This window comes from Gordonia sp. LMA167 (genome assembly GCF_058130025.1).
On sequence record NZ_CM176708.1, the window covers coordinates 1,459,425 to 1,481,632 of the forward strand.

Annotated in this window: 19 protein-coding genes; 11 read left to right on the forward strand and 8 right to left on the reverse strand. The window is 67.3% G+C overall.

Annotated features, from left to right (window positions below):
• Positions 1–137: 137 nt before the first annotated feature.
• A complete protein-coding gene (locus ACVT6V_RS06590; RefSeq protein ID WP_489895452.1) occupies positions 138–1,223 on the forward strand; it encodes an IS630 family transposase in 1,086 nt (361 codons plus the stop codon).
• Between the two features lie 249 nt (positions 1,224–1,472).
• Here ACVT6V_RS06590 and ACVT6V_RS06595 read toward each other — a convergent pair whose 3' ends face one another.
• The 4 genes from ACVT6V_RS06595 to ACVT6V_RS06610 all read right to left on the reverse strand — a co-directional run bounded on the left by ACVT6V_RS06595 (position 1,473) and on the right by ACVT6V_RS06610 (position 6,659).
• Positions 1,473–2,282, reverse strand: a complete 810-nt coding sequence (locus ACVT6V_RS06595) for a family 1 encapsulin nanocompartment shell protein (protein ID WP_489898998.1) — start codon at positions 2,280–2,282, stop codon at positions 1,473–1,475.
• Between the two features lie 39 nt (positions 2,283–2,321).
• Positions 2,322–3,386, reverse strand: coding sequence for a Dyp-type peroxidase (locus ACVT6V_RS06600; protein WP_489898999.1), 1,065 nt, complete (start codon positions 3,384–3,386; stop codon positions 2,322–2,324).
• Positions 3,387–3,439: 53 nt separating this feature from the next.
• Complete coding sequence (locus tag ACVT6V_RS06605) at positions 3,440–5,101, reverse strand: FAD-binding dehydrogenase (protein WP_489899000.1); 1,662 nt, start codon at positions 5,099–5,101, stop codon at positions 3,440–3,442.
• 70 nt (positions 5,102–5,171) lie between these two features.
• The gene (locus ACVT6V_RS06610; protein ID WP_489899001.1) at positions 5,172–6,659 is read right to left on the reverse strand and encodes an amidase; all 1,488 of its coding nucleotides are present in this window, start codon (positions 6,657–6,659) and stop codon (positions 5,172–5,174) included.
• A 342-nt stretch (positions 6,660–7,001) separates the two neighbouring features.
• On the opposite strand from ACVT6V_RS06610, the gene ACVT6V_RS06615 reads away from it, so the two are divergent.
• Entirely contained in the window at positions 7,002–7,958 is a 957-nt protein-coding gene (locus ACVT6V_RS06615) for an alpha/beta hydrolase (protein WP_489899002.1), read from the forward strand.
• Positions 7,959–8,485: 527 nt separating this feature from the next.
• Here ACVT6V_RS06615 and pgfA read toward each other — a convergent pair.
• Positions 8,486–9,964: a cell envelope lipid trafficking protein PgfA gene (gene pgfA / locus ACVT6V_RS06620; protein ID WP_489899003.1), complete on the reverse strand. Its 1,479-nt coding sequence runs from the start codon at positions 9,962–9,964 to the stop codon at positions 8,486–8,488.
• 134 nt (positions 9,965–10,098) lie between these two features.
• Positions 10,099–11,499: an ABC1 kinase family protein gene (locus ACVT6V_RS06625; protein WP_489899004.1), complete on the reverse strand. Its 1,401-nt coding sequence runs from the start codon at positions 11,497–11,499 to the stop codon at positions 10,099–10,101.
• Positions 11,500–11,776: 277 nt separating this feature from the next.
• Between ACVT6V_RS06625 and ACVT6V_RS06630 the strand changes: the two genes are divergently transcribed.
• On the forward strand, positions 11,777–12,781 hold the full coding sequence (locus ACVT6V_RS06630) for a hypothetical protein (RefSeq protein WP_489899005.1): 1,005 nt from the start codon (positions 11,777–11,779) through the stop codon (positions 12,779–12,781).
• A gap of 15 nt (positions 12,782–12,796) precedes the next feature.
• Here ACVT6V_RS06630 and ACVT6V_RS06635 read toward each other — a convergent pair whose 3' ends face one another.
• Both ACVT6V_RS06635 and ACVT6V_RS06640 read right to left on the reverse strand, forming a co-directional pair.
• Positions 12,797–13,162, reverse strand: coding sequence for an ArsR/SmtB family transcription factor (locus ACVT6V_RS06635; RefSeq protein ID WP_489899006.1), 366 nt, complete (start codon positions 13,160–13,162; stop codon positions 12,797–12,799).
• A gap of 56 nt (positions 13,163–13,218) precedes the next feature.
• Complete coding sequence (locus ACVT6V_RS06640) at positions 13,219–14,487, reverse strand: MFS transporter (RefSeq protein ID WP_489899007.1); 1,269 nt, start codon at positions 14,485–14,487, stop codon at positions 13,219–13,221.
• Between the two features lie 185 nt (positions 14,488–14,672).
• Here ACVT6V_RS06640 and ACVT6V_RS06645 point away from each other — a divergent pair, with 185 nt between their 5' ends.
• From ACVT6V_RS06645 to ACVT6V_RS06680, 8 genes are all read left to right on the forward strand, one after another.
• Complete coding sequence (locus ACVT6V_RS06645; RefSeq protein ID WP_489899008.1) at positions 14,673–15,716, forward strand: NAD(P)-dependent alcohol dehydrogenase; 1,044 nt, start codon at positions 14,673–14,675, stop codon at positions 15,714–15,716.
• 394 nt (positions 15,717–16,110) lie between these two features.
• Positions 16,111–16,899, forward strand: coding sequence for an alpha/beta fold hydrolase (locus ACVT6V_RS06650; protein ID WP_489899009.1), 789 nt, complete (start codon positions 16,111–16,113; stop codon positions 16,897–16,899).
• Positions 16,900–17,092: 193 nt separating this feature from the next.
• Positions 17,093–17,416, forward strand: a complete 324-nt coding sequence (locus tag ACVT6V_RS06655; RefSeq protein WP_489900729.1) for an NADH-quinone oxidoreductase subunit A — start codon at positions 17,093–17,095, stop codon at positions 17,414–17,416.
• On the forward strand, positions 17,407–18,579 hold the full coding sequence (locus ACVT6V_RS06660; RefSeq protein ID WP_489899010.1) for a hypothetical protein: 1,173 nt from the start codon (positions 17,407–17,409) through the stop codon (positions 18,577–18,579). Before ACVT6V_RS06655 ends, ACVT6V_RS06660 begins: the two co-directional genes overlap by 10 nt.
• Positions 18,572–19,507, forward strand: a complete 936-nt coding sequence (locus tag ACVT6V_RS06665; protein ID WP_489899011.1) for an NADH-quinone oxidoreductase subunit H — start codon at positions 18,572–18,574, stop codon at positions 19,505–19,507. The genes ACVT6V_RS06660 and ACVT6V_RS06665 overlap by 8 nt, the downstream gene beginning before the upstream one ends.
• 3 nt (positions 19,508–19,510) lie before the next feature.
• Entirely contained in the window at positions 19,511–20,074 is a 564-nt protein-coding gene (locus tag ACVT6V_RS06670; protein WP_489899012.1) for an NADH-quinone oxidoreductase subunit J, read from the forward strand.
• A complete protein-coding gene (locus tag ACVT6V_RS06675; protein WP_489899013.1) occupies positions 20,071–20,373 on the forward strand; it encodes an NADH-quinone oxidoreductase subunit NuoK in 303 nt (100 codons plus the stop codon). The genes ACVT6V_RS06670 and ACVT6V_RS06675 overlap by 4 nt, the downstream gene beginning before the upstream one ends.
• A 5-nt stretch (positions 20,374–20,378) precedes the next feature.
• Positions 20,379–22,208: a proton-conducting transporter transmembrane domain-containing protein gene (locus tag ACVT6V_RS06680; protein WP_489899014.1), complete on the forward strand. Its 1,830-nt coding sequence runs from the start codon at positions 20,379–20,381 to the stop codon at positions 22,206–22,208.

The following is a 22,208-nucleotide window of genomic DNA, read 5'->3' on the forward strand; positions in this document are numbered from 1 at the left end:
GTCCAATTCGCTGGTCGAGTAACCCGAGGCGCTAGCCGAGGGTGTATCGAGACCTCGCGAGTCGCCTGGTCTCGATACGTCCTCGGCTAGTGGTGTGTATCGTAAATAATCGTCTAGTCGTTGGGTATGATTTCGGTATGAGCGCGCCTGCAGCACCGTTGGCTTTGTCGGCCGGTGAGCGAGAGACATTGGAGAAGTTGACCCGTAGCCAGCGGGTGCCGCATCAGCAGGTGTTGCAGGCTCGGGTGTTGTTGATGGCCGCCGACGGGGTGGCCAACATTCGGATTGCTGAGGAGGTCGGGGTGCGCCCGGCCACGGTGCGGGCGTGGCGCAACCGGTATGCCGAGGACGGTTTGGCGGGGTTGGGGTTGATCCGAAAGGGCCGCGGTCGACGTTCGTCGATCAGTGAGGAGAAGATCGCCGAGATCGTGAGGTTGACCAAGACGACCACGCCGCCGGGGCACACGCATTGGTCGTGCCGCACGATGGCGAAGAAGGTGGGTGTGAGTCCTTCAACGGTGCAACGGATTTGGTCTGATCTTGACCTCAAACCGCATCGGGTCGACTCGTTCAAGGTGTCGAATGATCCGCGGTTCGAGGAGAAGCTGATCGATGTGGTGGGACTGTATGTGAACCCGCCGGAGAACGCGATCGTGTTGTGTATGGACGAGAAAAGCCAGATTCAGGCGCTCGATCGCACGCAACCGTCGTTGCCGCTGGTGGAGGGGCGGGCCGGCACGATGACCCACGACTACAAACGCAACGGCACGACGACCTTGTTCGCGGCGTTGGATGTGCTGACCGGTTCGGTGATCGGTCAGTGCCTGCCGCGTCATCGCCACAACGAGTTCATCAAGTTCCTCAACACGATCGACAAGCAGGTGCCGGCGGGGTTGGAGGTCCATCTGATTCTGGATAACTACGCCACCCACAAACATCCCGAGGTGAAGCGATGGATGGATCGGCACAAACGGTTTCACTTCCACTTCACCCCGACATCGTCGTCCTGGCTCAACCAGGTCGAGCGCTGGTTTCGGGAGTTGACCGACAAGAACATTCGCCGCGGCATTTTTGGCAGCGTGCCCGAGTTGATCGCCAGCATCGAGGCATTCCTCAACGCCCACAACGATGATCCGAAACCCTACGTGTGGACCGCCACCGCCGAATCCATCCTGGCCAAAATCGCCCGCGCACGCACGACACTCGAACGAGTAGCCAACTAATTCAGATACACACCACTAGCGCCTCGGACTACTCGACCAGCGAGGGCGAGGGGGCGAGGGGCGCAGGGCGCCTCGGACTACTCGACCAGCGAGGGGCGAGGGGTGCGGGGTGGCTGGGACTACTCGACCAGCGAGGGGCGAGGGGTGCGGGGTGGCTGGGACTACTCGACCAGCGAGGAGCGAGGGGCGAGGGGTGCGGGGCGCCTCGGACTGCTCGACAAGCCAGGGGTGCGGGGCGCGGGACCGGCCTCACCCGGAGAAGGTGAACGGGACCACGGCCTCGGGGGTGTAGGTGAGGTAGGTGAAGGTCTCCTGGAAGTAGAGCGTCACGGTGTCGGCGTCGTGACTGTCGTAGCCGATCGACACATCCTGGCCGATGCTCATCTCGAAGTCGCCGCCGCGGGTGCTCAGCAGGAACGCACCCGAGATCGCGGGCGCCCAGACGATCTCACCGCCCCCGACCAACAGCCGCTGCAGGTGATCGCGGATCGGGACACCGTGGTTCGAGGTCTCGTTGACGAGTGTGTAGACGTCCTTCGACAGCGCCAGCGAATACGGGCCCTCGACCGAGGCCAGCCTCAGGGCGGTGGTGGCCTGCGACAACGCCTCGGCGTAGTCGCGTACGTCGCTGGGCAGGGCGATCGGCTTCACCGATGCGGTGGGGCGGATACCGGTGATCCCGCCGGCGGGGTAGCCCTCGAAGATCGCCCGGTCCTCCGCGCGGGCGAGTTCGGCGGCGGCGTCGCGGACGGGGTCCCAGTCGGAATCCTGCGCGCCGCGATCGACGTCGTCGATGGCCTCGCGGCTGACGGTGAACGGAACCCTCAGCTCGACCAGTGGCTGTGCGCGCCGCTGGTGCGCGATGATGCCGTCGGCGGGCGGGTCGATCTTGCTCCGATGACCGAGCGTCACCGAGGCGATCTCGAGGCCGAGCGGGCCGTTGACGTCGACGAGTCGACGCGCCGCGCTGTTGCGTTTGAACGAACGAGTCGCCTCTTCCTCGATCTCCGCCCACGCGGAATCGGAGATCGGTGCGAGTTCGCGATGCAGGTTGTTCATGCTGTCTCCTGAAGGTCGTGGTCGGGGGGATCGGATGAGTCAGTGCAGAGAGCCGATGCCTAGGGAGCCGTCGGTGGGATCTCGATACGCCTCGGGCTCGCTGCGCTCGCTCGTGGCTACTCGATCATCGGGGAAGGTAGCGGTGTCGCCATCGACCTCCTCGGCGGGCGCCGTCGGTGGGTCGGGCAGGTCCTCGAGGAAGTCGACGGTCGGGGTGAAGAACTGCGCGCCACTGACCGCGGTGGTGAAGTCGAGCAACCGGTCGTAGTTGCCGGGCGGGTCGCCGATGAACATCTTGCGCAGCATCTCCTCGGTGACGTCGGGTCCGGCCGAGTAGGCGATGTAGAAGGTGCCCCGCTCACCGGACCCGGAGGCGTCACCGTAGGGCATGTTGTCGCGGACGACGTCGATCTCCTCGCCGTCGGCATCCTCGACGACGTTCAGGGCGATGTGCGAGTTCGTGGGCTTCACGTCGTCGTCCATCTCGACGTTGTCGAACTTCGTGCGCCCGATCGCGTCCTCCTGCTCGGCGACACTCAGCCCGTTCCACGATTCGAGGTCGGTGACATAACGCTGGATCGCCACATAGCTGCCGCCCGCGAATGCGGGGTCGTCGTCGCCGACGGTGATCGCGTCGATGGCCGCCTGCCCGACCGGGTTCTCGGTGCCGTCGACGAAGCCGATGATGTCGCGCAGGTCGAAGTACCGGAAGCCGTGCACCTCGTCGACGACCGTGACCGCATCGCCGAGGGCGTCCATGGCCAGTCTCGCCACCTCGAAGCACAGATCCATGCGATCGGCCTTGATGTGCAGGAGCAGGTCGGCCGGCGTGGCCGGTGCCGTGTGCACCTCGCCCTCGTAGACGACGAAAGGCCGCAGCGCGCGGGGACGCGGCCCGTCGAACAGTCGATCCCAGGCCTGCGAACCGATCGAGACGATGGCCGCCAGCGCCGCCTCGGGCGCCCGCGACGAGACTGCCCTGGTCAGGGTCGGTAGATCCGACAACAGGTCGCGGACAGCGTCTTCCCCGCCGTCGTCAATCGTCAGGACCAGGAAGAGCGCCGATGTCGTCTTGCGCGTGAGGATCGTCTGCGGGACCGGCACGGACTCACTGTAACCGACGGTCGATCGGTGCCCGAGACTCGGCGACCGCGACGTCAGCTGCGCGCGATGGCCCGACCCGCGGCACGACCGGAGAAGATGCACCCACCCAGGAAAGTCCCCTCCAGAGCGTTGTAGCCGTGCACGCCACCGCCACCGAAACCGGCGACCTCACCGGCCGCGAACAGGCCGTCGAACGCGGTGCCGTCGGGATGCATCACCTGCGAATCGAGGTTGGTCTCCAAGCCGCCCAGAGTCTTTCGGGTCAGGATGTTGAGTCGCACAGCGATCAGCGGCCCGTGGGCGGGGTCGAGCAGGCGATGCGGCTTGGCGACGCGCACGAGTTTGTCGCCGAGGTATTGGCGTGCGTTGGTGATCGCCATCAGCTGCGCGTCCTTGGAGAACTTGTTGTCGATCTCGGCGTCGCGCGCGGAGATCAACCGTTCGACGTGCTGGAGGTCCAGTTTCGGGCCGCGCGCGATCTCGTTCATTCCGGCCACCAGCTCGGGAAGGTTGTCGCGCACGACGAAGTCCACCCCGTGCTTGGTGAACGCGTCGACCGGCCCCGGCGCGCCTTTCGCGAATCGGCTCTTCGCCGCGAACTTGAGGTCCTTGCTGGTGATGTCGGGGTTCTGTTCGGACCCGGACAGCGCGAACTCCTTCTCGATGATGCTCTGGGTCAGGATGAACCACGAGTAGTCGTGTCCGGTGGCGAGGATCTCCTTCATTGTCGCGTTGGTGTCGAAGCCGGGGAAATTCGGCGGCGCCAGGCGATTGCCGTTGGCGTCCAGCCACAGTGACGACGGTCCCGGGATGATGCGGATCGCGTGGTCGGGCCAGATCGGATCCCAGTTGTGGATTCCCTCGGTGTAGTGCCACATCCGGTCGCGGTTGACCAGACTGGCGCCCGCCTCCTCGGCGATGCCGAGCATCCGCCCGTCGACGTAGGCGGGGACACCGGAGATCATCGTCTTCGGGGCCGGACCCAGGCGCTCCGTCGGCCAATTGGCCCGGATCAGATTATGGTTGTGGCCGATACCGCCGGTGGTGACGACGACGGCGCCGGCCCGGATCTCGAAGTCACCGGTCACCTCCCGCGACGATGCGACACCGCGGTCGAGATCGGTCGGCGCGAGCACGCTGCCGCGGACGCCGACCGCGGCCCCGTCCTCCACGACGATCTCGTCGACCCGGTGACGGAACCGGAACTCCACCAGGCCTCGCTTCTCCGCCTCCAACACCGGTTCGACGAAGACGCGCACCACCTCGGGGCCGGTGCCCCAGGTCAGATGGAATCGGGGCACGGAGTTGCCGTGGCCGTCCGCGAAGCCACCGCCGCGCTCGGCCCACCCGACGATCGGAGTGATGCGCAGCCCCAGGTCGTGGAGGTACTGCCGTTTGATGGTGGCGGCGAAATCCACATACGCGCGCGCCCATTGCCGGGGCCAGAAGTCCTCGTCCTCACGGTCGAAACCGGCCGATCCCATCCAGTCCTGTAGTGCCAGCTCCGCCGAGTCCTTGATGCCGAGGCGTCGCTGTTCCGGGCTGTCGACGAGGAACAGGCCACCGAGCGACCAGAACGCCTGCCCGCCCAGGTTGTTGCGGTTCTCCTGATCCACGACGACGACCTTGCGGCCGGCACGAGTGAGTTCGTAGGTCGCGACCAGTCCCGCCAAACCCGATCCGACGACCACCGCGTCGGCTTGTTGCTGGCTCACGCCACCCTCCTACGAATGCTCGGTTGAGGTCGACCATAGCGCCAGCGACGGGGCTGTCGGCAGCAGTCGGTCAGAGTGCGATGTCGGCGTACCGATGTGCCCACGGTGCGGCCTGCTCGAGCTGGGCGGCGAGCTTCAGCAGGGCGCCGTCGGCACCGAGCCGGCCGACGAACTGGACGCCGAGCGGCAGCCCCTTGGCGGTCCAGTGCAGTGGGACGCTGATCGCCGGGCGGCCGGTCAGGTTGGCGAGCTGGGTGTAGGGCACCCAACCGAGGCTCTGTTCGATGAGGTCGTCGAGGATTCCGGTGCGCGCCAACAGGTTGCCCGCACGGACCTTCGAGATGACACGGGACGCCCGTTGCAGCAGCGCTGGCGTCGTGGTCGCGCCGACCGGCAGGGGAGGGGTGGCCAGCGTCGGGGTCATGAAGTAGTCGAAGGACCGGTGGAACCGCTCGAGGGAGAGCACGTAGTCGTTGACCTTGTTGAGGGCGGACATCGCGGCGACCACTCCGGAGGACCGGCCGAGTTCGGCGAGGGCCAGGGTGTCGGCCTCGAAGTCGCGGTCGGTGGCGCCGGTCTGGGCGCGGGCCTCGTCGACCTCGGTGGCCAGCACAGCGAACCAGATGGTCAAGAAGTCGCGGGCCAGCGCGCCGTCGTCGTAGGGCGGGGTCACCTCCTCGACGTGGTGTCCGAGGCCATCGAGCACCTGCGCGGCGTGGTCGAGGGCGGCGATCGCCTCGGGATCGGGTCTCGGGTTGATCGCCGATGACGACGAGTACCCGATCCGCAACCGTGACGGCGGGGTCGCGATCTGGTCGGTGAACGGGGTGTCAGCGGTGGGAGTGGGGTAGACCGAGCCCGGCGTGGGGCCGACGATCGCGTCGTAGAGTGCGGCGGCGTCGCGCACCGTCCGGGACACGACACCCTGAACCGCCATCCCGAACATCGATTCGCCGGTCGACGGGCCGAACGGCGACAGCCCGCGTGTCGGCTTGAGGCCGACGAGACCGTTGCACGCGGCCGGGATGCGGATTGATCCGCCGCCGTCATTGGCGCCGGCGGCCGGCACGATGCCGGCCGCCACCGCTGCCCCGGAACCACCCGACGATCCGCCGGGCGTGTGGCCGGGGTTCCACGGGTTGCGTGCGGCGCCCCAGAAGTCGGGTTCGGTCACACCCTTCGCGCCGAACTCGGGTGTGTTGGTCTTGCCGAAGATCACCAGCCCCGCGTCCAGGAACCGGGCCACGACGTTGGAGTGCTCGGTGGCGATGTGGCGGGACAGCGCGCGCGAACCGTAGGACGTCGGATAGCCCCGGTACTCCTGGGCGAGGTCCTTGATCAGGAACGGGACACCCGCGAACGGCCCGGCCAGATCGGCACGCCGAGCTCGGGTGCCGGCCTCGTCGTCCATCCGCAGCACGATGGCGTTGAGAGTCGGATTGACCTGGTCAGCGCGTTGCCGCGCGAGGTCGAGCAGCTCGGCCGGGGTGACCTCCCCTTTCGCGACGAGGTCGGCGAGCGCGGTGGCGTCCTGGCGGAGGTACTCACTGAGGTCCACGGCCAAACCCTACGGGCATGCCTGTAGGCCGGGGAATGGTCACCGTTTGTTGAGCAAACCGATAACACCCCGATAGCGTCGGGGGGACGGAACCTGAACGTGGTGGATCTTCGCTTCTCAGTTGGATTTACGTTTGTGCAGGTCCGCCGTGGCAGGGTGAGTCCCGGGCGCCGAAATCGCAAGTCAGGACCGTCGTTCGTGCTTTTGCCGGAGTGTTATCGATCCGTTACACTGCCTCACGACGGGTGGCGGCACGGCCGTGGAGCCATAGAATCCCGTGAGAATGACTTAAGAGTTTTGATGTGGCCCGTCATCGAGGTCGAGATCGAGAAGGACTAGTGAATGCTGACACGCGCCCGTAAGCGCCTGGTCGCCGGACTTGTGGCCGTCATCGCCGCAACGGGCGTGACCATGGTTGCTGCTCCGACGGCTCACGCAGCCGGAACCACCGAGTACGTGTACTCCGCGGCCATGCACCGCAACATCCCGGTGCGCATCGTCGACGGAGGTGGCGGCGGCCCGAAGCCGACGCTGTATGTGCTCGACGGTCTCCGTGCGCCGAACAACACCAGCGGCTGGCTGCAGAACACCAACGTCGACGACTTCATGGTCGGCAAGGGCACCAACGTCGCGATTCCGTTCGGTGGCGGCGGCAGCTTCTACACCGACTGGGAGCGCACCGACCCCAAGTTGGGTGTCAACAAGTGGGAGACCTTCCTGACCCGCGAGCTGCCCGCCTACATGGCGCGCAAGCACAACAGCGACAACCGTCGTAACGGCATCGCCGGACTCTCGATGTCGGGCACCTCGGCGCTGAACCTCGCATCGCGCCACCCCGGTTTCTACAAGGCGGTCGCGTCCTACAGCGGCTACCCGACCGTCACCATGCCCGGCTTCACCCAGGGCATCCAGGCGGCAGTCGCCGAGATGGGCGGCAACCCGATCAACATGTGGGGCTTCTATCCCGCAGGTGAGTGGTTTGCCAACGACCCGTTCCTGAGCGCAGGCAACCTCGCCGGCAAGTACGTCTACGTCTCGTCCGGCACCGGTGTCGGCAGCAAGTACGACACCTCGGTGAACCCGGCCAGCTCGAACTTCGACCCGGTCAAGTTCGCGCAGATGGTTCCGCTCGAGGTCGCGGCCTCGACCAGCAGCCAGATCTACATCGGCCGTGTGGCGCTGGTGCCGGGAGTCAAGCTGACCACCCACATCACCCCGGACGGTGTCCACTGGTGGGATTACTGGCAGAACGACTTCAAGCAGTCCTGGGCCACGACCTTCCGCCCGGCGTTCTTCTGATCGCAGCAGACTGAATCACGCAGATGCGGCCGGTGACCTTCGGGTCACCGGCCGCATCTGCGTTGTGTCGAGGGGCTGAGGGGCCTAACCGCGGGGCTATCAGGGCAAGCGTCACCACCCGGTCCCTGAGGAGCCTCCGAGCCTGCGGGCGTCACCACCCGGTCCCTGAGGAGCCTCCGAACCTGCGGGCGTCACCACCCGGTCCCTGAGGAGCCTCCGAACCTGCGAGCGTCACCACTCGGTCCCTGAGGAACGAGGCGCTAGCCGAGTGTCACGAAGGGCGCCCCTTCGTGACGGTCCTCCGCTAGCGCTCCGGGCCTCCTCAGGGAGCGGGTGGAGCTCCGCCGCCGGGCCTCCTCAGGGAGCGGGTAGGGCTGCGGCGCGGGGCCTCCTCAGGGAGCGGGGCACAGCTCGAGGGTTCGTCAGTCTCAGGCAGCGGGGGCAGCACCGGGGTCCGTCAGTCTCACGGAGCGGGGGATAGCTGCCCGCGCCGGGGTTTCCTCAGGTGCCGAGCCGACTTCGTCCGCCTACTCCGACGACGGGCGACGGAATCGGTGGGTGTCGTCGTCGGCCGGCGAGGTGGACGGTCGCGTTGCGCCCTCATCGGTGAGCTGGCCAAACGACCGGGTTGCCGAGTCGTCGGCGGGCGAACCGGCGTCCGTCTCCGGTGCGGACTCCACGCGCGGGATCTTCTCCGTCGGCTGATCCCACGGATCCGCTCGCGTGGTGGTCGCTGCTCCGGCGGCGGTGCCCGCCGCGGCGCCGGCGGCCGCGTGGGTGCCCTGGCCGCCGTCCTGCGGCTCGTCGAGCCGAGTCGTCGCGGCATCCTCATCGGTGGGCGGCGGAACGTCGTCAGGTGCGTCGTCTCCACGGCGACGTCCCCGCCACCACAGGAAGCCCCACAGGGCCAGCAGCAGCACGCCGACGATGCCGAGGATCAGCGGCAACCAGAAGCCACCGAGACGGAGCTGATCCACATAGCCCTGAGCCTTGGTGGTCTGATGCTCCACGGTTTGATCCGACCACTTGAACCGGCCCTTGAGGACGTCCATACGGAAGTCCCGGATCGGTGCGGGGGTGTCGCTGCTCTGGTCGGGTGATCGGAAGTACTGGTGCTGATCCTCCAGGCCGTCGACGATGGTGCCCGTCTGCGGCTCGACCCAGACGTGTCGGTTTGCAGTGGCGTAGCGGTGCATCGTCACCTTGTCGCTCGGCTTCACGCCGGGACCCGAGATGCCCCACCAGCTGGCGGGCATGGTCAACATGGTGCCCAGCGCCGCCTCACCCTGCGCGTTGGGCAGGCTGGAGACATCGGTCTCCGGGACGTCGCCGGCGAACTCGTAGGCCGTCAGACCGTTGATCGTCTTCTCCCCGACGAAGTTCATCGGGATGTCCTGGCGGGTGTTGGTGTCGTAGTAGAGGTACGAGCGCTTCTTGACGTCGAAACCGAACTTGTACTGGAAGCCCTTGCGGTCCGGCAGGTCCACCGAGACATCCTTGGGATTGACGCCCTCGGGCGCGGCCTCCAACTGCAGGGAACTCACGGTCCCGTTCGGCACCGACGTCTTGCGGTTCACCGAGACCCGGTCGATGTTCGCGGTGAGCAACCCGTCGTCACACTTACGGTCGGCGTCGGCGGCCGCCATCGTCGGCTCCGTCTCGTCGCCCTGCGAGTTCCGATACCGGTCGATCTCGACGGTCTGGGCGGACTGCAGCGTGGCCTGGCGCCGATCCGACGGGTCCACGATGACCGACCGCCGCTGCTGGGTGAGATGGGCGTCGAGCACCTGCGCCTTGCGCTGGGTCACCGAGCACCGATCGAAGATCTGGGCGGGGAAGCGGTCGCCGCTGGAACCGTCCTCGGGCACCGTCGTCGACACCGACGTGATGTCCAGGTCGAGGGGCACCACACGCAGCTGTGGCACCAGGAACAGCGGTATGGCTATGGCAGCGGCGATGCATGCGGCGCCGAGGAACGCCGGCAACGCCAGCCAAAGTCGTCTCATTCTCCACTCCCGTGTCAGGACTCAACGCCCCAACCCTAGCGGCGAGGAGTCCGGAGGCTGCGAACCTCATGGGCATTTCTGACAGCGGAGGGCCGATACAGGTCGGTGTGATGGCCTCGCGGACCATCGTTCCGTCACCTGATCTGAGCGCGATCGGTACGCCGATCCCGCTCGGCCTCCTTCATGATGCCGGCCATGTAGCCGTAGATCTCCTTGTCGGACATGGCTTTCCATCGCGGAGCCAACAACTTCATGTACTTTTCGACGTAGAGTAGCTGCTTGCCGACGAGCACCAGTTCCCGCGGTAGTCGTGCGTCGTGGGCTTTCGCGACCGCCGCCAGCTGCCGGCCGAGGTCCGTGTAGGACATCGAACCGAGGTCGGTCGAGGACAACGGCATCGCGACGTTCTTGATGTCCTCGGCGCCTTTGGCCGTCGAACCCGGCCGATGAACCGCGCCGAGAAGGAAGATGGCCCGCCCCGCCGACTCGTAGTCGCCCCGTACGAGCAGGTCGACGACCAGCTGCCGCAGGATGCGGCGGGTACGCGGGGTGAACCGACCGACGATGCCGAAGTCGAGGAGTACGAGCGTGCCGTCGGCGTCGACGAGGACGTTGCCCGCATGCAGGTCGCCGTGGAAGAGCCCACCGTGAAATGCCGATTCGAGCAGCGAGAGCAGCAGGTTGCGGCACAATGCCACACCGTCGTGCCCGGCCGCCCGGACCGACTCCACATCGTCGATGCGGATCGCGTAGATGCGCTCCATCGTGAGCACACGGGAGGTGGTGTAGGCGTCGTAGACCTCGGGCACGCGCACCCGGTCGCCGAACGGGCCGGGTCGCAGACACTCGTACCACTCGCGCATCGTGTTCGCCTCGTTGCGGAAGTCGAGTTCGGCATCGAGGCCGTCGGCGAAGTCCTCGACGACGTGCCGCGCGCTGAGCATGCGGCCGTACTCGGAGATCTCTGCGAGACCCGCGAATCGCTCCAGCAGCGCGATGTCGGGAGCGAGTCGGTCGACGATGCCGGGGCGCTGGATCTTGACCACGACTTCTTCGCCCGAATACAGGGTGGCGGTGTGCACCTGTGCGATCGATGCGGAGGCGATCGGAACGACGTCGAACGTCGCGAAGACCTCCTCCGGCGGCCGTCCGAGCTCCTCGATGAACAGCGCGCGGACGACGGCGGGTTCGGCGGGCGGCACCCGATCGAGCAGCGACTCGAATTCGGTGGAGAGCGTGTCGGTGAAGACCCCGGGGCTCGACGCGATGAGCTGGCCGAGCTTCACATACGTCGGACCCAGATGTTCGAACGTGGTCCGGATCTCGTGCGCGACCCGGCGGGCCGTCGGCGGTTGGCCGCCGATCGCGTCGCGTGCGGTGTGGAACAAGAAGCGTCCGACACCCGCCGCCGTGTGGGCGGTCGCCGCACCGAACCGCGTGATCTCGGTGAGCGCCGACACCGTGGGCAGTTGCGCGCGGAGGTCGGGCCGCACGTTCGGGCGGCCTGCATCTGCGGAGTTCTGCGTTGTCACCATCGGCAAGTGTAACGATCCGGACCCCCTCATCCCAGGTGACGACCCGGTCGGGTGGGGTCGGACAATGCCTGATCCCGGACGACGTACCCGGTCAGGCCGCCGATTTGGGCGCGCGGTTCGGTGATGGGGATCTCGTCACACCTGGCGTTCGGGGGCGCCAACGGGGATGTCGATTCACAAACAGGACACGACTGTGGTCAGATTGGCGTGGGGAACCTGAAACGACGGCTGTGCCGGTCTCGGCGCGGCAGAGGCGAAACACGGGAGGGGCGTGCACATGCGTACACGGATGATGCGGGGCGTGGTTGCCGCGGTGGCCACCGCGATGGCGTTGGGGGCCGGGACGGGGGCCGCGGGGGCAGATCCGAACATTCAGACTCCGGGGGTCGACGACGGGGTGCCGAACTGTGCCGTGCTGCAGCCGCGCGCGGCTGCCGGCTACATCGGCACCAACGACCCGAAACCGGTCCGCAGGATGGATGAGGACTTCGCCCGCGTACCGAGGGACTGGTGCAACACGTCCGTCGGCTACAGCCGACTGTCGTTCGGCCAGCAGAAGGGAGTGACGTTCGGCATCCCGGACACCCTGCACGCGCTGTTCCCGTACAACAACGCCGAGATGCTGTCGAAACCGGTGTTCGAACCGGGGTGGACGATGACCATGCGGGTCGGCGGAACCCAGCAGATCCCCAGCTGGGCCGGCACCACCGGTTGGGGTGTGTCCAACCGGTCGATCGATCCGCTCGGGCTCGAGCTCGCCTGGTTCATGTACAACGGCGCCGACAAACCGATCGGCGACGCGAGCACGCTCGCGAAACCGATCATCAACGCGCTCGGCATGGACTTCCCGCGCGGCTTCTTCCTCATGACCAAACGTGCCGGCGAGATCGTGCCGCAGATCCGGTTGCTGCCGCTGGACATTCTCGAGAAGCAGCACGACTACTCGGTCGTGCTCGGTCGCAAGACCGTGAGGTTTTACATCGACGGCAAGGAAGCAGGTACCGACATCGCGCCGTTCCACGCCGACGGCAAGAAGCAGAAGGTCGGTGGGCCCGGTTCGCACTACGGCACTTTCGACAACCCGCCGATCGGTACCTGGCATGACATCTCGGGGCAGCCGGTCCCGCTGCTCGGTCAGATGTGGCTCGACAGTGGCTACTGGTTCCCGCTGCCGTTGCCGCAGTGGAACAATCGCTGGCAGCAGGCCTACATGAAGCGCTACGTGCAGGGGCCGACGGGGCAGACTCCGCTTACCCTGTCGGGGTGGCAGGGCTGGCAGTAGGGCGTGGTCCGGGCCTCACGAATGTGTCGGTTCACCGGTGATCTGGTGATCGGCATGGTTGAGGGCCTCGGTGATCAATCGGCTCAGATGGCCGTCGCGTATTCGGTAGATGACGCGGCGGCCGTCTTTGCGTGTGTCGACCAAGCCGGTGAAACGGAGTTTGGCCAGGTGCTGGCTGACCGCGGTCCGTGAGGCACCGGTCGCCTCGGTCAACGCACCCACGTCGGCCTCGCCGGCGGACAGCAACCATACGATGTGCAGTCGCGTGGGCTCGGCCAGCATGGCGAACACCGACGTCGCCGCGCCGAGCAGCGCGGGGTCGGGCTCGATCGCGTGGTGCAGGCTGTCGGACTCGCGCGCCGGCGCCGTGTCGTCCATCATCTGGCCGAGCCTCCTCGCGAGATCGACAGTGCCGCCTGCACCGGGCCAACCCGCTCTCAGGCGGTCAGGGCCTCGCCTGCCATCGTAGGTGACCCGCGTCCGTGAGCCGGGTTCGACGACGCGGCGCGACGCCAGATCCGCCGCGCGGTGACTCCCGCCGTCGCGGCGAGGGTCGCCAGAACCAACGGTGTCGCCCAGGGGCCGACAAGGGCCGGCCCCCACCCCGCGACCGGATAGGTCACCAGGAACGCGGCGTGCGATGCGGAGAACTGCGCGGTGAACACCGCATCCCGGTCGGCGTCTCCGGTGTGATCGCGCAGCAGGCGGGTGGAGGCCGTGTTGATGAACGACGTCCCCATGCCGAGGACGAACCAGAGGACCAGCAGCGCCGCGAGCCCCGGGGTCAGTGCGAGCATCGCGCTCAGTCCGGCCAGGGTCATCGCGCACACCATCGCCGCACCACACACGACGCGCACCGTGCCGACCCGCCCCACCAGCCACGGTAGTGCGATGGCCGCCGTGATCGACCCGGTGCCGAACACGCCCAGCACGACGGCGAGCATCGAGGGGTCGAGTCCCAGCACCGTACGGACGTAACCAACCGAACCGACCACCACGACGGCAGTCGCCGCGGCGGTGGCCACATTGGCCCAGAGGAGCCCGCGGAGGACGGGGCGATTCACCATGGCCCGCAGTCCGGATGTGGCTCGGTGCCAGAAGTCGCCGACCGAACCCGCACTTTCACATTTGCCGGGAGCACCGTGCAGGCCCGACGACAGCACCAGGACGGCCGACCCGGCGAACCCGGCGGCGGTCCCCACGAAGAGGAACGAGTACCCGATCACCGTCAGCAGTGCGGCGGCGATCATGGGGCTGACCACGGACTCGAGGTCGTAGGCGATCCGCGAGGCAGACACCGCGCGCGTGTAGTCGTCGGGGTCGGTCACCACCGACGGAATCACGGATTGGAAGGTCGGGGTGAAGGTGGCCGACGCCGACTGCAGCGCGAAGACCAGCAGATAGACCTGCCAGATCTCGCCGATCCACGGCAGCGCGACCGCCATCGACAAGCGGACGAGATCGGCGCCCACGAGCACCGATCTCGCGGACCATCGGGCGCAGACCGCGCGCATCACCGGTGCCATGACGACGTAGGCGATCATCTTGATCGCCAGGGCGGTGCCGAGGACAACGCCCGCCTGACTGCCGGCCAGATCGAACGCCAGCAGACCGAGCGCCACCGTCATCAATCCCGTACCCAGCAGCGACACCACCTGTGCGGCATAAAGGCGACGGAACGTCGGGATACGGAACAGCGCTGCCACCCCTAGATGGTAAGCATGTGTGCGCATATGCGCACATAAATATTCCTGACTGTGATCTATTCGCTCGTCGTCCCACGCGTCGGCACTTCTCCGGAACACTGGAACGAGTGCGGGCCAGCCCCGCAGCGCCGTGCGCGGACCACAAGTCCCACGCACACATCTGACGTCGAAGAGAGGGAGTACCCATGCCCACCACCGTCAACGCCTACATCGCCACCGCCTCCGACCGGCCGCTCGAGGCCTCGACCATCGAGCGCCGGGACCCGAAACCGCACGACGTGGTCATCGACATCGCCTATGCGGGTATCTGTCACTCCGACATCCACACCGCCCGCGGTGAGTGGGGCCGGACGGCGTTTCCGGTGGTGCCCGGGCACGAGATCGCCGGCATCGTGTCCGCCGTCGGCTCCGACGTGACGCGCTACGCCGTTGGCGACCGCGTCGGCGTGGGCTGCTTCGTCGACTCGTGTCGCGAATGCGAGCCCTGCAAGGCAGGCGACGAGCAGTACTGCGAGCGTGGCATGACCGGCACCTACAACGCCGTCGACCGATATGGCGAGCCCACCCACGGTGGCTACAGCACGGCCATCGTCGTCGACGAGAACTATGTCTGCGGCATTCCCGAGGGCATCGGTCTCGACGAGGCCGCGCCTCTGCTCTGCGCCGGGATCACGCTCTTCTCGCCGCTGCGGCACTGGAACGCGGGCCCCGGCAAGAAGGTCGCCATCGTCGGACTCGGCGGGCTGGGCCACATGGGCGTCAAGATCGCCCACGCGATGGGTGCCGAGGTGACCGTGCTGTCGCAGTCGCTCAAGAAGATGGAGGACGGGTTGCGTCTCGGCGCCGATCACTACTACGCGACCAGCGACCCGGACACCTTCGACACGCTGCGCAACGAGTTCGACCTGATCATCAACACCGTGTCGGCGAACCTACCCATCCAGAAGTACCTCGGCATGCTCGCCATCAACGGCACGCTGGTGGAGCTGGGTCTGCCCGAACATCCCATCGAGATCCCGGCATTCGCCGTCACCGCCAACCGACGCAGCTTCGCCGGCTCGATGATCGGCGGCATCGCGGAGACCCAGGAGATGCTGAACTTCTGCGCCGAGCACGGCATCGGCTCCGAGATCGAGGTCATCGGCGCGGAGCAGATCAACGAGGCCTACGACCGGGTGGTCGCCAGTGATGTGCGCTATCGCTTCGTCATCGACACGGCGACGCTCTGATTGTGTCGCGCTGGTAGGCCCTTCGTGACGCTCGCAAGCTCGCTCCTCAGGGACCGGGGGACGCCGGCAAGCTCGCTCCTCAGGGACCGGGGGGGTGCTCGTGGGCGGTAACCACCAGTTTCCTGGGCCTGAAGAGCTTGCGAGGTTGCGGTAACCACCCGTTCCCTGAGGAGCCTCCGAGCTTGCGAGGATGCGTCACGAAGGGCCGACGCCAACCCTATTCGGTAATCCCATTCGATCCCTGAGGAGTTCCGGAGCGCTAGCGGAGGAACGTCACGAAGGGCCCTTCGTGACGCTCGCAAGCTCGCTCCTCAGGGACCGGGGGACGCTTGCGAGGATGCGTCAGGAAGGGCCGGCGACGTCACCCCTCACCGTAGGGAGTTGAATCGACGACATGACCCCGCCGTTTCACCACGCTGACATCCGTGGCGCCCGGATCGCGTGGAATCAGACCGGTCGCGGGCCCACGGCGATCTGGGCGCACGGCATGACGTCGAGCGCCTACGGTCAGGAGTCGGCGGGACAGTTCGATTGGCGCGCAGTGAGTTCGGCTCACCGTCTCATTCGCTACGACGCGCGGGGCCATGGTCGATCCACCGGTGGCATGACCGCGCACGAGTACACCTGGCCTGAACTCGGGCGTGATCTGCTCGCGTTGCTCGACGTCGCGGCTCCGAATGAGCGGGTCGCCGCGATCGGCTCTTCGATGGGCACGGCAACGATCTTGTATGCGGCTCTCGCGCAACCGGATCGGTTCGATCGGATCGTCCTGACCACGCCGCCGACGATCTGGGTCACCCGGGCCGCGATGGCCGCACTGCGGTCGGCCGATGCCGCGGAGATCGAACGCGATGGCCTGGCCGCGTATCTGCGTGCTGCGCCGGACGAGCCCGCATCCCCTGCTCTCGCGGACGCGAGACGTCATGTGGGTCCGATCTCGGTGCAGTCGTCGATCTATCCCTGGGTGCTACGCGGATCGGCGATTACCGATCTACCGACTCCGGAAGCTTTTGCTGCACTGAAACTCCCGACACTCGTACTGTGCTGGACCGGTGACGACGCGCATCCGGTGTCCAGTGGGGAACAGTTGGCCGAGGCACTCCCCGAGGCTGTCTTGTCGGTGGCTGCGACGCCGGCGCAACTGCGCGACTGGCCGCGGATGGTGGCCGACTTCCTGGCCTGATATCGGCAGCTCCCGCCGCTTGAACTCGTACCGCTGTGTTGCCAACTCATGAATTGCGCTTGACCGATACCCCTAAGGGGTATAAAACTGTGCAGAGGTTTGACGCAGAGCGGATCGGATTACGGGTGCCTCCAGCAATGGCGGCGCCGTGTGCTTCCGAAGGAGGTCTGACATCTACGCCGGTGTGGGAGCAATGCTCATGGTGGCCGCCGCGGTGATCGTGGCGGTACTCACGATCCACCGGTTCACGGCAGTGTCGCCCACCCCGCTCACCTCGCTCCCGTTTCAGTCGGGATGGACGCCGGAGGAACACGCTCTCTCCAGGTTTCACGTGCGGTGGTATCCGGCGACGCTCTTGTTTCTCGCTTTCGACGTCGAGATGCTCTTCATGTATCCGTGGGCGGTCGTCGTCGCCGATCTCGGGGCATCTGCGATCGTCGAGATGTTCGTCTTCCTCGCGGCGCTGTTCGTCGTCGTCGCATGGGCCTGGCGTGAAGGTGCGCTGCGATGGGTGTGAGGCAGCTGCTGGGGAGATCCGCGGCACGACGGGCCCACGTGTTGCTGGTGGGTGTGCCGGGCCGATGGCATCTGCAGGCCACTTTCGACGCCCGGCTGCGCGCCCGCGGATGGGTGCTCGCGGCCTCGCCCGCCGATGCCGATGTCCTCGCGGTCTGCGGCACGCCGGGGCCTGCGCTGAGTGAAGCGATCGACCTTGTCTGGCAACAGCTTCCGGGTCCTCGGGTGCGTGTCGACATCCACGCGATCGACACGATCGATGACACCTTGGACGACGCTGCGGCTCGGCTCGCCGATGTCGGTGAGCAGCGTCGTGATGCCCTCGACCGCGACGACCAGGCGACTGCGGGGGCCGGCGACGGGGGCCACGGCGACCACGGCTCGATGGGTCATGAGGACATGGACCACGGCTCGATGGACCACGAGCACATGGATCACGAGCACATGGATCACGAGCACATGGACCACGGCTCGATGGCGCCTGCCGGCATCGCTCTTGCCGAGGGCGGCGACGATCGTGACGAACTCGAAATGGACGTCCTCCACGTGACGCTCGGTCCGGTGCTGAAGTACTGGCCGGCCGGGGTCGTCGTGCGGTGCACGCTGCAGGGTGACGTCGTCACCGAGGCGCACGCCCACCTGCTCGACGCGGATGACGTGGCGCCGCAACCGGCATCCCTCGACACCACGCAGCAGGCGGCACGTCAGTGCGACGTCATCGCCGACCTGCTCGACCTCGCCGGATGGCCGGCGCCTGCACAGAGGGCCCGCGACTGCCGCGACGCATTGTTGATGAATCCCGAGGACGCCGACGTCGTCGCGGCGCTGCGCACCGTGCGGCGTACCGTTCGGCGCTCGGCGATCCTGCGTTGGTCGTTACGAGACCTGGGCGCCCGCGCCGCTCGCGGCGACCGATCAGCTGAGGGCGACATCTACGATCGACTGCTGCGCCGAATCGACTACGTCTGCGAGCTCATCGATCCGGAGTCGACATCGGAGCCGACGCCCCCCATGCCGACCGGGCTCGAGGCGGTCGGTGGTCTGATCACCGGTCTGGATCTCGCCACGGCACGGTTGGTCATCGCCGGGCTCGGAATCGATCCCGCCGCCCTGCTTCCCGGTGGGGCGCATCCCGGTGGAGAGGTCGAGGACCGCGATGGATGACTCGATGGTCGGCACCGGTCCTGCCGTATGGACGCTTGTGGCCGCGGCGCTGCTCGGCATCTTCGCCCTCTACGCTGCGACCCTCGACGGCCTGCTCGCCGAGGGTCGGCGACACGGCACGGGTGCGGCGCTGATCCCGCTGCGTGAAGGCGCGCGGCTGATGCGGCAGCGTCGCCGCGTCACCGTGGCGGCGGACACGCTGCTGTGGCGGGCCGGGGCCTACGGCTTGGGTGTCGTGGCGCTGCTGATGATCACGGTCATCCCGGTGGGCGGGTGGACACTGTTCGACCTCGATGTGGGCGTCGTGTGGTTCAACGCGATGGACGTGATGATCTGGGCCCTGGTGTGGCTGACCGGGTGGGGCGTCAACTCGGCGCACGCGCTCGTCGGCGGATACCGCTTCCTCGCTCACGGTCTCGGCTACGAGCTCCCGCTGATGTTCGCCCTCGTCGCCCCTGCGATCGCCGCGGAGAGTCTGCGGGTCGCCGACGTCGAGGCCGCACAGAACGGGCTGTGGTACGTGGTGTGGATGCCGGTCGCTTTCATCGTCTACTGCCTTGGCGTGACCGCATTCTCGGTGTGGGGTCCGTTCTCCGCGGCGGTCGGCGCCGATGTCGCCGGCGGCGTGCTCGCCGAACTGTCCGGCGTGGACCGACTCGCCTTTCAAGTCGGTCGGCTCGCACTTCTGTCCGCGGGCGCGGCATTCGCCGTACCGATGTTCCTGGGTGGCGGTGCCGGACCGTTCCTGCCCGACTGGGCCTGGTTCGGTCTGAAAACGCTTGTGCTGCTCACCGTTCTGGTGTTGCTGCGCCGTCGCCTACCGGTGTTACGGCCGGACAAGTTCATGGAGGTCGGCTGGGTGGTCCTGTTGCCACTCGTGCTCGTGCAAGATCTGATCGTCGCCGTCATCGCAGTCTGGAGGGGATGAATCATGCTCGTCGACATCGTGTTCTGGGTGTGTGCGGTACTCGCTGTCGCGGCCGGCGCCGCGGTGTTCTGGGTCGACTCGATGGCGCGGGCCACCTATGCGCTGGCGATATCGTTCGTGGCGGTCGGCGTGGCGATCCTGTTGCTGCAGCAGAACTACGTCGGGGTGGTCACCATCCTGATGATGGTGATGGAGATGGCGGTGATGGCCGTCTACATGGTCATGTTCATGGGCATGAACCCGGCGCTCATGCCGATGAGCATGGTGCACGACAAACGTTGGGCCCTCGCGGTGTCGGTCGGCACGTTCGCACTTCTCGCTGCGGGAATCCTGTTGGCGGACTGGCCGGAACGCCGAGGCGCCGAGTCACCGGACGTGACCCGGGCGCTCGGCGAGGCGCTGATGGGTCCGAAGATGCTGGCGATGGTGGTGATCAGCCCGGTAATGGTCGCGACCATGGTCGCCGGGATCGTGCTCGCCATGAAGCGAACCCGCTACGACCGCTTCGGTGACGACCTCAAGACCCGACCGGCCCAGGATCCGCAACCCGGAGGTGTGGGCCGATGACGCTGCAGACCGTTCTCCTCGTCGCGGCCGCACTCTTCTGCGTCGGCCTGTACGGCGCCCTGTCTCAGCAGGTCGTGGTGATGGTCATGATGGGGCTCGAACTCATGATCAACGGCGTGATCCTCGCTGCCGCGGGGGTGTGGTGGTTTCTGGCGCCGCATCCCACCGGGCAGGTGTTGCTCCTCGTCATCATCGCGGCCATGACGGTCGAGATGGCGATGGGGTTCGCGGTGGCCACGTTGCTGCACCGCCACCGTCGTGCCGACATGACCGACATGGCTGACGATCTCGCGCAGTGATACCGATGACCACCGTCGCCGATGCAGCCCTGGCTGCCCTCGTTCTGGTACCCGCCGTGGCCGGAGCGTTCCTTGCGCTGACCCCGCGGGCCGGTCGTGCCGCCGCCCCGGTGAGCGTCACGACCGCCGCAATCGTGGCCGGCCTCGCGGCGGTGGTGGCGGCGGGCCGACCGAGCGTGTCGATGCCGTTCATGGCCGGCAGCGACTTCACACTGGAGGTCGATGACCTTGCCGCGCTGGTGGTTCCGTCGGTTGCCGTGGTCGCGTTGCTGGTGCTCGTGTTCGCGGCGGCCGACATCACCGACGCGCCGGGCCGGTTCCACGGTCTGATGCTGCTGTTTCTCGCCGCGGTCATGATCACGGCGACCGCGGCCACGTTGCCGGCCCTGCTGTTCGCCTGGGAGCTGATGGGGGCGGCGTCGTATGCGTTGATCGGATTCGATTGGCGCACGGACGGAAAGATGTCCGCCGGTCTGGTCGCGTTCGTCACCACCCGCACCGCCGATCTGGGTCTCTACGTCGCGGCCGGTGCCGCGTTGGCCGGCGGGGCGGGACTGGCGCTCTCGGATCTGTCCGCGGCGAGCAGTGGGTGGCGAGACGTCATCGCGCTCGGTGTGCTGGTGGCCGCACTGGGCAAGGCGGCGCAACTCCCGTTCTCGTTCTGGATCTCGCGGGCGATGGAGGGGCCGAGCCCGGTCAGCGCACTGCTGCACTCCGCGGCGATGGTCGCGATGGGTGGTTATCTGTTGCTGCGGACCGCTCCGCTGCTCGCCGTGACCGGCTGGGCGGGGCCGGCCGCGGCGTGGGTCGGACTGACCACCGCAGTCGTGCTCGGGGTCGTCGCGATCGCCCAGCGCGACCTCAAGCAGCTGCTCGCGGCGTCCACGTCGGCGCAACTCGGATTCGTCGTCGCCGCAGCCGGACTCGGCGCTGTGGCCGGTGGGTCGGCGCAGCTGATCGCGCACGCCTTCACCAAGGCCGCGCTGTTCCTCGCCGCCGGGGCCTGGTTGTCCGCGCTGGGCACCAGGGACCTCGGCCGTCTCGGTGGGGTGGCCGGCCGGTGGCGTGTGCTCGGGGCCGCGGCCGTCGTCGCCGCGCTCGCGCTGGCGGGCCTTGCGCCGCTGTCGCTGTGGGCGACCAAGGACACGATCCTGGCGGCCGCCGCAGACGAGTCGCCGTGGCTGTATGGCCTCGGGTTGCTCGCGGCGGCGCTCTCGGCCGCCTATGCGGGGAAGGTGGTGATGGTGGTGTTGCGTCGGTCCGGACCCGATCGATCGACGCGGTCGGCGATCTCGCCGGGACTCGGGGAGGTACTGCCGGTTGCGATTCTTGCGACCGGCGCGGCGGTGGCCGGTGTCCTGGCCCTGCCGCCGGCGGGGGCGGCTCTGGCCCGCGCCCTCGACGACGGTTCGACCGTCGAGCCCACCGCCCTCGAACTGACCGCGTCTGCGCTGCTGACCGTCATTGTGCTGGCGCTGGTGTGGTGGCGCGGCGTTCCCGAACCGCGCTGGGCGGCGGCGTGGTTCGGCATGGAGAACGTCGTGCGGGTCGCCATCGTCGAGCCGATCCGGTGGGCGGCAGCAGCGCTCGCCCGCATCGACGACCGCCTCGACCACGCCGTCGACACCGCTGCGATCGGTACCACCCGGGTGGCGCGCGTCGCGGCCCGGATCGATACCCGCGACGTCGACGGCGCGGTGGAGGCCACCGCCGGCCTCACCGGGCGCCTCGGTGCGCTCGCCCGGCGCCCGCAGACCGGGCAACTGCACGAGTACTACCTGCAGATCGTCGTCGTCCTCGCCCTTGCCGTTCTCGTTCTCGTCCTCGTGAGGTGA

Bases quoted from the DNA above. Each gene is read 5' to 3' on its own strand.
- ACVT6V_RS06590 (WP_489895452.1), top strand. From the start codon at position 138: ATGAGCGCGCCTGCAGCACCGTTGGCTTTGTCGGCCGGTGAGCGAGAG.
- ACVT6V_RS06595 (WP_489898998.1), bottom strand. From the start codon at position 2,282: ATGAACAACCTGCATCGCGAACTCGCACCGATCTCCGATTCCGCGTGG.
- ACVT6V_RS06615 (WP_489899002.1), top strand. From the start codon at position 7,002: ATGCTGACACGCGCCCGTAAGCGCCTGGTCGCCGGACTTGTGGCCGTC.
- pgfA (WP_489899003.1), bottom strand. From the start codon at position 9,964: ATGAGACGACTTTGGCTGGCGTTGCCGGCGTTCCTCGGCGCCGCATGC.
- ACVT6V_RS06625 (WP_489899004.1), bottom strand. From the start codon at position 11,499: ATGGTGACAACGCAGAACTCCGCAGATGCAGGCCGCCCGAACGTGCGG.
- ACVT6V_RS06630 (WP_489899005.1), top strand. From the start codon at position 11,777: ATGCGTACACGGATGATGCGGGGCGTGGTTGCCGCGGTGGCCACCGCG.
- ACVT6V_RS06635 (WP_489899006.1), bottom strand. From the start codon at position 13,162: ATGATGGACGACACGGCGCCGGCGCGCGAGTCCGACAGCCTGCACCAC.
- ACVT6V_RS06645 (WP_489899008.1), top strand. From the start codon at position 14,673: ATGCCCACCACCGTCAACGCCTACATCGCCACCGCCTCCGACCGGCCG.
- ACVT6V_RS06650 (WP_489899009.1), top strand. From the start codon at position 16,111: ATGACCCCGCCGTTTCACCACGCTGACATCCGTGGCGCCCGGATCGCG.
- ACVT6V_RS06655 (WP_489900729.1), top strand. From the start codon at position 17,093: ATGCTCATGGTGGCCGCCGCGGTGATCGTGGCGGTACTCACGATCCAC.
- ACVT6V_RS06660 (WP_489899010.1), top strand. From the start codon at position 17,407: ATGGGTGTGAGGCAGCTGCTGGGGAGATCCGCGGCACGACGGGCCCAC.
- ACVT6V_RS06665 (WP_489899011.1), top strand. From the start codon at position 18,572: ATGGATGACTCGATGGTCGGCACCGGTCCTGCCGTATGGACGCTTGTG.
- ACVT6V_RS06670 (WP_489899012.1), top strand. From the start codon at position 19,511: ATGCTCGTCGACATCGTGTTCTGGGTGTGTGCGGTACTCGCTGTCGCG.
- ACVT6V_RS06675 (WP_489899013.1), top strand. From the start codon at position 20,071: ATGACGCTGCAGACCGTTCTCCTCGTCGCGGCCGCACTCTTCTGCGTC.
- ACVT6V_RS06680 (WP_489899014.1), top strand. From the start codon at position 20,379: ATGACCACCGTCGCCGATGCAGCCCTGGCTGCCCTCGTTCTGGTACCC.